This is a genomic window from Vibrio sp. 10N.222.48.A3, assembly GCF_041475345.1.
Lineage (GTDB): Bacteria > Pseudomonadota > Gammaproteobacteria > Enterobacterales > Vibrionaceae > Vibrio > Vibrio tasmaniensis_A.
This window is the reverse complement of sequence record NZ_JBFRVX010000781.1, coordinates 1-2,966: the sequence shown is the minus strand read 5'-3', so window position 1 is coordinate 2,966 and position 2,966 is coordinate 1. Positions and strand designations below refer to the sequence as shown.

Below are 2,966 nucleotides of genomic sequence, written 5' to 3'. Positions count from 1 at the left end.
ATTAGTTAACCGTCAAGGAATAATAAAATACTTGTGATGTAATCTTTTTAAAGTCGAGGAGTCTCATCCCCTAACAGAGCATTACGTCCTTTATATTTTCAATAGGTCTTTCATATTACGGATAACAAACATATGGACTATTTACTATTTTTTACAATTTGTGTAGCTGCTACTTTTTCCCCAGGGCCTGCGGTGTTATTGACTGTGAAAAATTCAGCCGTGTATGGGGTTGAGCGAGCGGTCTCAGGGATTCTTGGAAATATTGCAGCTATGATCACAATGGCAGGCTTATCGGCTACAGGGTTAGGTGTTCTTCTTTTGGCATCTGAATCATTATTCCTATTTATTAAAATGGTTGGCGGAATATATCTACTTTTACTTGGAATAAAGACGTGGAGATCAAACAAACGGACTTTAAAAAATTATGAGCCCCAAGCTAGCGCGCATAACAGAAAGATGTTGTTTCGTGAAGCGTATCTGGTTGGTGTAACTAACCCAAAGGCTATCGTGTTTTATTCGGCCTTGTTTCCTCAGTTTATCGAAGTTGAACATTCCATCATACCGCAATTTATCTTGCTTACACTCACCTTTACATCGTCGTCATTCCTAGCACTTTTAACATACGCGTTAGTAACAAAGAAGCTTAAGTTTTGGCTTATAAAGGAAAAGGTTAGAGCGACATTTAATAAGGTTACTGGAGGGATATTTATTGGATTTGGCTTGTCTTTGATTATTAGCAACAAGACATAGAAGTTGCTTTAATAATGACTTCAACGCTACATGGACGACCGTTCCTCACTTAGACTTAATATATGAGTAGAGTGACTCGCCTGAACAAACTTAGCTCAAGCTGTTTTTACCACTGCTACCACTACCCTTTGTATGACAAGATTAATACGATGAGCTAAATTAGTGGAACAGAAAACCTTGTACAAGGGCTCAGCATAACCCGCCACACCTCTTCAAAGGAGTCAAAGTATGCGTTTTAAATCGCCTTAAAATCACTCTTGGATTAATATTAGAAGAACAAACCATACAAATGGTAAAAATTGCGCAACAAACATCATCCGTCCTAATGTCCTCTTTGCTACAGTCATAACGTTTTACCACTCTAATAAGTAAACACGCCAAACTTTAGCTCTTTACTTAAAAACAAGATGCTCACAATCACATGTAATCTTGATAAAGAATCATTATTTATCAAGATTAGAAAATTAAACCTTCAACTTATGAGCTGAGCAGCTAAGTTGACTCAAAGACTTAGATTAATGACCAAGCCTCGCTATAAAAAAACTAACTGGAAGCAATATAATCAAGCTTTAATCAATCATTAGTCACTGATATTTTGGATTGGTGAAAAAGCAATTCAGCATTTAGCCGTTGATGCTATTTGATGCTACAGGGCTGAAGGTCTACGGTGAGGCAAGTGAAAAGTAAATGAGCATAGACCTCCAAGTGTGACTGCCCTCAAACACGAATTTCACCAAAACCCTAACCTTAAAATTTGATGTACTTATGTTATTCCAACAGAGATTTTAATCACCATTCCCAAAAATCCACTTCATATCTAAGCCGTTCAACCTCCTCATCGGTCAGTTCAGGTATTGCTTTGATAGGTCTTCCTCTGCGTTTGGGGGGAGATTTCGTCGGCTTAGGTTTAGAGGCTCTCACTTTTCGAGTTTTAGGGTTACTCACAAGCTGACCTGATAATATTCCACTAATAACTTCCCCTATCGCCTCAGCAGATTGCGATACTTGCGCATCATCCACGTGAGCGTAACGAAGCGTGGATGAAATGCGCGTGTGACCCAACAGTTTCGACACCATTGGGATAGGATACCCCTCTAACACCGCATAACTGGCAAAGGTATGGCGCAAATCGTGAATGCGAACATCCTCGATATGGGCTAAGGCTCGCACCTGTTGCCAGACCATACTAACCTTAGTCGACCGACTCACAAAACGACGCAAAGGCATAAACACATCATCGTGTGATTCGCTACGCTGTGTCCATGCTTGCTTTGGTATGTCTGAAAGGAGTTTCTGCGCTTCCTTGCCCACATACACCACCTTCGCACCCGTTTTGCTGTCCGGCAAGTGCCACTCCCTGCCTTTAACAAAAGACCATTGCAGGCCTGTTACCTCTGAAATTCGACACCCCGTTAACAGCACCAGTTTTAGCACCTGACAACAGCACGCTTCCAGATTACCTTGCTGGCTGACCACCGTTAATGCCTTCTGCAGTCGCGCTAACTCATCCAAACTCAAAAAACGATTGAGCTTTTTTTTTGCGACTTTGCTTGAGACCGTCACAAGGGTTGTTCATGCAATAACCTTGCTTCACCGCATATTTGAAGATAGAACGAAGCACATCAAGATTACGGTTGGCAGCCCCTGCGTAATTCTGGCTGAGTTCATCAAACCAACGATGCACATGAAACGAATCAATACGGCTGACAGGAAAACGTCCAAACTCGGGCAACAAATGCCTTCTTAAGGCGCTCGACGCTGTCCCTTGTGTACTCAGTTTCCATCCCTTGCAGACCTTATCCGTCCATTCTTCTTTCACCAAAGCATCAAAGCGAATTAACCGTATCGGTTTCGTCTCTTTTTCTAAAAAAGAAGACTGTAAAGCTTGCACGTGTTGTCTGGCTTGTTTTAGGGTGAATTGTCCCACGGCCGCTAACGTCTTATTGGGAATGGGTAGATAAGTCACATAGAAACGGCGATCATCGGCATAGACTCTAACCCCTAACGCGGGAATTTTGGTATCCCACACCGTATACGTTCGAGTTTTTGAATGAAGAGATTGAATCACTTTAGAAGTGAATAACAGTGACTTCATGAGCGCATCCCCTTAACGAGTACACCCGACACATGAGAGGCCGCCTGACACACGTCCTCACGTCCCAAATGCGCATACTTTAGCGTCGTTTCCGCTTCAGCATGCCCCAAAAGACGACTCA

General features: G+C 42.2%; 3 protein-coding genes. 1 reads left to right on the top strand and 2 read right to left on the bottom strand.

What is annotated here, in order from left to right; translation table 11 throughout:
* Positions 1-132 precede the first annotated feature (132 nt).
* The gene (locus tag AB4653_RS19730) at positions 133-750 is read left to right on the top strand and encodes a LysE family translocator (protein WP_102258140.1); all 618 of its coding nucleotides are present in this window, start codon (positions 133-135) and stop codon (positions 748-750) included.
* Positions 751-1,539: 789 nt separating this feature from the next.
* Here AB4653_RS19730 and AB4653_RS19725 read toward each other — a convergent pair.
* On the bottom strand, positions 1,540-2,226 hold the full coding sequence (locus AB4653_RS19725) for a tyrosine-type recombinase/integrase (protein WP_372105099.1): 687 nt from the start codon (positions 2,224-2,226) through the stop codon (positions 1,540-1,542).
* Positions 2,227-2,254: 28 nt separating this feature from the next.
* Positions 2,255-2,845, bottom strand: a complete 591-nt coding sequence (locus tag AB4653_RS19720) for a phage integrase central domain-containing protein (protein ID WP_372105098.1) — start codon at positions 2,843-2,845, stop codon at positions 2,255-2,257.
* Between the last annotated feature and the right edge of the window lie 121 nt (positions 2,846-2,966).

What these genes read in the sequence shown, in the direction of transcription:
- AB4653_RS19730 (WP_102258140.1), top strand. Translation starts at nt 133, where the DNA reads ATGGACTATTTACTATTTTTTACAATTTGTGTAGCTGCTACTTTTTCC.
- AB4653_RS19720 (WP_372105098.1), bottom strand. Translation starts at nt 2,845, where the DNA reads ATGAAGTCACTGTTATTCACTTCTAAAGTGATTCAATCTCTTCATTCA.